The organism is Streptosporangium sp. NPDC023825 (genome assembly GCF_040639575.1).
Lineage (GTDB): Bacteria > Actinomycetota > Actinomycetes > Streptosporangiales > Streptosporangiaceae > Streptosporangium.
The window spans coordinates 1-5,234 of record NZ_JBFAAE010000132.1; the positions used below are offsets into that span (position 1 = coordinate 1).

Annotated in this window: 5 protein-coding genes; all 5 read right to left on the reverse strand. The window is 69.6% G+C overall.

Annotated features, from left to right (window positions below; genetic code table 11):
* Positions 1 to 468: 468 nt before the first annotated feature.
* The 5 genes from AB0G15_RS43265 to AB0G15_RS43285 all read right to left on the reverse strand — a co-directional run bounded on the left by AB0G15_RS43265 (position 469) and on the right by AB0G15_RS43285 (position 4,984).
* On the reverse strand, positions 469 to 840 hold the full coding sequence (locus AB0G15_RS43265) for an STAS domain-containing protein (protein WP_362851522.1): 372 nt from the start codon (positions 838 to 840) through the stop codon (positions 469 to 471).
* 202 nt (positions 841 to 1,042) lie between these two features.
* Complete coding sequence (locus AB0G15_RS43270) at positions 1,043 to 1,636, reverse strand: GNAT family N-acetyltransferase (RefSeq protein WP_362851524.1); 594 nt, start codon at positions 1,634 to 1,636, stop codon at positions 1,043 to 1,045.
* On the reverse strand, positions 1,633 to 3,105 hold the full coding sequence (locus tag AB0G15_RS43275; RefSeq protein ID WP_362851526.1) for an APC family permease: 1,473 nt from the start codon (positions 3,103 to 3,105) through the stop codon (positions 1,633 to 1,635). Before AB0G15_RS43275 ends, AB0G15_RS43270 begins: the two co-directional genes overlap by 4 nt.
* A 31-nt stretch (positions 3,106 to 3,136) precedes the next feature.
* Entirely contained in the window at positions 3,137 to 3,742 is a 606-nt protein-coding gene (locus AB0G15_RS43280; RefSeq protein ID WP_362851528.1) for a GPP34 family phosphoprotein, read from the reverse strand.
* 468 nt (positions 3,743 to 4,210) lie between these two features.
* Positions 4,211 to 4,984, reverse strand: a complete 774-nt coding sequence (locus tag AB0G15_RS43285) for a MerR family transcriptional regulator (RefSeq protein WP_362851530.1) — start codon at positions 4,982 to 4,984, stop codon at positions 4,211 to 4,213.
* Positions 4,985 to 5,234 lie beyond the last annotated feature (250 nt).

Sequence of the window (5,234 nt, forward strand, 5' to 3'; positions counted from 1 at the left end):
GACCACCTTCCAATCCGTGGGACTGCGGCACCCGCGCGGCGGAGAATCAGCCGTCAACGGGCGATCCTGATGGCGTTCAACACTCCCTTCGCTATGTGTGCTCATTCGACTTCATGCGGCACCTGCCGCAACCGCGTGTCCACGGCCAGAGCCCTTGACCTGCTGTGCCGGCCCCGGCACGTCCGACGTCGCGACTTCGTTCACCATTACCGCTGTGGCAGCGCGTCCACGGCCGGACCCTTCAACCGCTCGGCCCTGGCACGTCCGACCTTCTGCCTTTTCCTCACTGCCTTACCGCGTTGTCTCCTGCTGTCCACGCTCGTCCGGGCAGCTCGTCGTGATGCCTGTATCCTGCGCTGCCCTCGTGGATCCGTTCCTTGCGACGTCAGAAACCATACCCCTGCTCGATACGAATGTCTACATCAACCGCTACAGATTTTCCGTTCTCGTGAAGACAGGGACGGCGCCTCACTCCGAGGGGAGCAGCTCGGCGACGGCCTGCTCGACGTTGTCGCGCAGCTCGAAGCGGGGCAGCAGGCCGGTGCGTCGCAGCAGGAGCCGCAGGCCGTCCGGGACGCCCGCGAACAGGAGCCGGCCGGTGGCGGTGTCCTGGATGCGCTGCCGGGTGTTGGCCAGGATTCCCAGGGCGGTGGAGTCGTAGAAGGTCAGCTGCGACAGCTCCAGCACCAGGCGGGGACCGGCGCTCAGTTCCCAGGCCTCGTTGACGTGCCCGGTGAGCGTGGGGGCGGTGACGAAGTCCAGGTGCCCGCCCACCTCCAGCACGCTGCAGTGCCCGCGATGGGTCACCCGCACCCACAACGCCTGCTTGTGATGATCCACCTCAGCCCTCCCTGGCCGCGTACCGATGGCGGACCCCCGCGATACCCCGATTACGAGCGGCAATGCCCCTCTCCACGGACCAAACGCGGATCCGCCGGCGCATACCCTGGTCCGGCCGCCGCGAACGTCCCCGGCGGCGCGGGCCGGGCATCACCGTGACGGCCGCCCGGCGTACCGGTGACCTGGGCTCGGCGCTCCGGACTCAGGGGTTCGGCGGGCGCCACATCGGGAACATCGGCGGGCCGCCGGGCAGGACCAGCGGTTCACCGAGATCCCGGTAGCCGTGCCGCAGGTAGAGCCTGCGGCTGCGAGTGCTGCTGGCCTCCAGGTACGCGGGGATCCCCGCCTCGTCGAGCCCGCGGTGGTACCCCTCCAGCAGCCGGGTCCCCGTCTTCCGTCCCTGATACCCGGGGAGCACGGCGAGGAACGCCAGGTAGTGGTGGGGCTCGTGGGGGTGGCGCCTGTCCATCTCCTCGCCCATCTGCTCGATGCGCTCCGCGTGGGGCCCGGCGAACGCCTCCACCCTGGCGGCCCGGCCGGGAACCTCGGGAAGCGGCTCGACGCCCTTGTGGTACCACACGGCCACGGCGGACATGTCGGCCGTCGCGTGGACCTCGCCGTGGACGAGGGCGCCTTCGCTGAGCATGGAGAAGAAGGGGGGCATCACCCGGCGGCGGTCGTCGTCCGGCGGGATCATCCAGGCCGAGACCTCCTGCTCGTGGAAGGAGGTGGCGATGATCGCGCCGATGGTCTCCGCGACTCCGGGAGCGTTCTGGACGCGAATGATCTCGGTCACTCGTTCCCTCCCACGGCCGCCTTGGCACCCAGGCCGATGTTGGCGTACACCTTCGGCCGGCCGGCCCGCAGGGCGAGTCCCCACAGGACGCCGAAGCCCGCGGCGACGAAGTAGATGGCGGGCATGATCCAGCGGAGCGGGGAGTCGGCGGCCACGCCGAGCACGGTGTCGAAGTTGAGCATGACGAGCACGATGACGACGAGCAGCAGGACGGAGGAGATGACCGGGGCGATCCGGGTCCGCCAGGCGTTCTCCTCGTGGGGGTTCTTGGCGAAGAAGACCAGCACGGAGACCGAGGTGGCCGCCAGCATCATGAGCAGTCCCAGGCCGCCGAACGACCCGACGGTGAAGAACAGCTGGATGACCGGGTCCAGGCCGAAGATCGCGTAGATGACGATCGTGGCCAGCCCGATGACGCTCTGTGCCACCGAGCCGTTGACCGGGGCACCGGTCCGGGGGGAGGTACGGCCGAAGATCTCGGGCAGGACCCTTTCCCGGCCGAGGGCGAAGACGTAGCGGGAGATCGTGTTGTGGAAGGCGATCAGCGCGGCGAAGAGGCTCGTCACGAAGAGGAGCGAGCCGATGGTGGCGATGGTCGCCCCCAGGTGCTGCCCGGCCAGGTTGAACAGGAGGTTCGAGCTCTGCTCGCGCGAGGCCTCGACGATCCTGTCCGAGCCGATCGGCACGGTCATCGCCCAGGACGACAGGGCGTAGAGCCCGGAGATGACGGCGAGCGCGACATAGGTCGCGATCGGCACCGTGCGCCTCGGGTCCTTGGTCTCCTCGGAGAACACCACCGACGACTCGAAGCCCGCGAAGGACGCGATGCAGATCGCGACCACCGCTCCGATCCCGGGGACGAAGAGGTTCGAGGGGTCGAAGACGTCGAGGCTGTAGCCCGAGGCCGACGGGTTGATCAGGTCCGCGATGTCGAACAGGACGACGACGGCTATCTCCGTCAGCAGCAGCACCGACAGGACCTTCCCGTTCACGTCGACCCGCATGAGGCCGAGCGCCCCGGTCAGCACCCAGGCGACCAGCCCGATGACCCACCAGGGCGGAGAGCTGCCGAACCAGTCGGCGATCAGCGGCTGGGCGGCCGCACCGATCATGCCGTAGAGACCCACCTGGAGCGCGTTGTAGGCCAGCAACGCGACCCACGCGGTCGCCACGCCCACCGGCCTGCCGAGCCCTTTCGCGGTGTACGCGTAGAACGCCCCGGCATTGACGACGTGGCGGGCCATCGTCACGTAGCCGACGGCGAACAGGCCCAGGATGCCTCCGAGCAGGATGAAGGCGAGCGGCACGCCGGTTACGCCGGTCGCGGCGTAGGCGGCGGTCACCGAACCGCCGATGACGGTCAGCGGTGCCGCCGCCGAGATGACGAAGAAGACCACGGAGGGCACGCCGAGGCGGTCCTGGGCCAGCGCGGCGGAGACCGCACCGGTTTTCTGCTCTGTCAGGGACATCGGGGGGCTCCTTGGAGTGAGGGGGGTGTGCTCACCGCCGGGTGATGACGGCGTCGCCGACGGCGGCCTCGGTCTGGGCGATCAGTTCCTGGAGCGGCGCCGGGAGGGCGGCGATCGCCGCGGAGAGGTACGCCGGGTTCCGCTCCCACAGGACGAGGTGGTTGCCACCGGTCGCGACGAGCAGCCCCAGCAGGACGCGGTCCTGGACGTTGAGCGGCTCACGGCGCTGGATCGCCAGGTTGACGCGTCCGACGGGCCATCCCGCGACGTTCACGTCGACCGGCACCTGTCTCCGCGACGGGCGCCTGCCGGGCGGGCGCAGCAGCCCGTCGGCGGTCATCCGGGCCGCCACGTCGGCGAGTGCCGTACGGGCGAGGAACTGCAGCCAGGTACGGAAGCGGTGCGAGGGTTCGGCGACGATGTGGCCCAGGGCGGTCCTGGTGAGCGCGTCCCCGGGCGGCGCCGCGTCGAGGACGACGAGCCGCGTCCGTTCCGCCCCCGATCCCACGCCCACCCGCCCGGCGAGCATCAGTTCTCCCAGTACGGCGGCGGCCAGCCCGAGACCGGTCAGGCGGGCGTGAAGCCTCATCCGGCCGGTCGCGTTGTCGTGCATGACAAAGAACAGGTCATCGGCCAACCGGGTTCCTGAAAGATCAACTCCAACCACGAACGGCGATCGTATAGCTAAATCATTAAATTTGTCATTATGCGAACAAAGTTCTAGCGCTGGCCATAGATGCGTCCGACGAGAATCAAAGAATCGGACAGATGGCCAAGAACCCGGAGTCATGCCGAGGACGCCTCGAAGACTCCGACGAATCAAGAAATTTACTTATTTTTGGCCATCCGTGGGCGGGCGCCGGGAAGCCTCGGGCCGAGGAGTCCCGGGGCCGGAACAACCCCGGTCAGACGGCTCCCGAAAGAGGAAATCCACGAATCCCGATGAATCCTTACCTGACTTTGATGCAGGCACTTTTGGCATTTTGGGACCGGCGTAATGCCGGGACGGCTTCCGGGTTTCCACCAGGGGTGATAGCGGGAGACGCGCGCCCCCGGGCGGGGCCGAACCCGACCACTTCGGGATCGTCGGCGGCCGGATACCCGTTCATTCCGGGTCATCCAGTTTGATCATCAGATGTGTCACCAGCCGGTCCTGTGGCGTGGTGGCGGGGTCGGAGACGTACACCTCGCGCAGCGGGCCGAGAGGCGTGTGCCCGCGCTCGCCCACCCAGGCGAGCAACGCGTGCACGGTGAGAGGGATCTGGTCGTACGCCCCGACATGGGTCGCCGACGCGTACAGACCGCCCGGCAGGACGTCCGAGGACGTCCCGGGGACGTCCTCGGACGTCTCCAGCGCGACCGCCACGGCCACCTCCTCCGCCATGTCGAGCGGGAACAGGCCGACCAGCATCCCGTCCGGCGCGCCCGTCGCCGCGAGCAACCGGGCCACGCACGCCGAGGTGACCGGGCCGATCCGCTCCTGCGGCGCGGTGTCCCGTACGACGGCCACCCGCCGGGCGGGCTCGCGGACGATCGTCACCTCCGGCCGGGGAAGGCCCTCGGCCAAAATGCGTTCGAGCGCGGCGAAGTTGCGCTCGCGGCGCGCCAGGTCGGCCTCCATGCGGTCGCGCACGCCGCCGAGCGCGTCCGCCTCGCCGGACAGCACCCGTCCGATCGAGGGGAGAGGGACGTCGAGGGAGCGCAGCAGTCCGATCAGCATCGCGGGGCGCGCCTGGTCGGGCCGGTAGTAGCGGTAGCCGGTGTCCGGATCGACATACGCCGGGGTCAGCAGGCCCAGCTCGTCGTAGTGGCGCAGTTGCTTGACGCTGAGCCGGCACAGCCGGGCGAACCGCCCGATCGGCAGGTGTTCCTCGTTCACGTCATCAGGATGACGGCTCCCGCTGGGGGAAGGTCCGGCCGGACCGCCGCCGCCGTTGCTCGATCTGCCCGTGGGCGGCCGGGACCGGTGGCGACACGGGAGACGGGGACCCGGCCAGGTGCCGGATCGCCGCGTCTCCCGTGACGACCGGACGGCGGGACGGCGGGACGGCGGGACGGCGGGAAAGCAGGCGTGGGCGGGGCCCGGGTGGCGGGGGCCCGGCCCGCCCGGGGTGGGTGGGGGGCGGGGC

Excerpts from the sequence above, each read along its gene's own strand:
- AB0G15_RS43275 (WP_362851526.1), bottom strand. The coding sequence starts at position 3,105 with ATGTCCCTGACAGAGCAGAAAACCGGTGCGGTCTCCGCCGCGCTGGCC.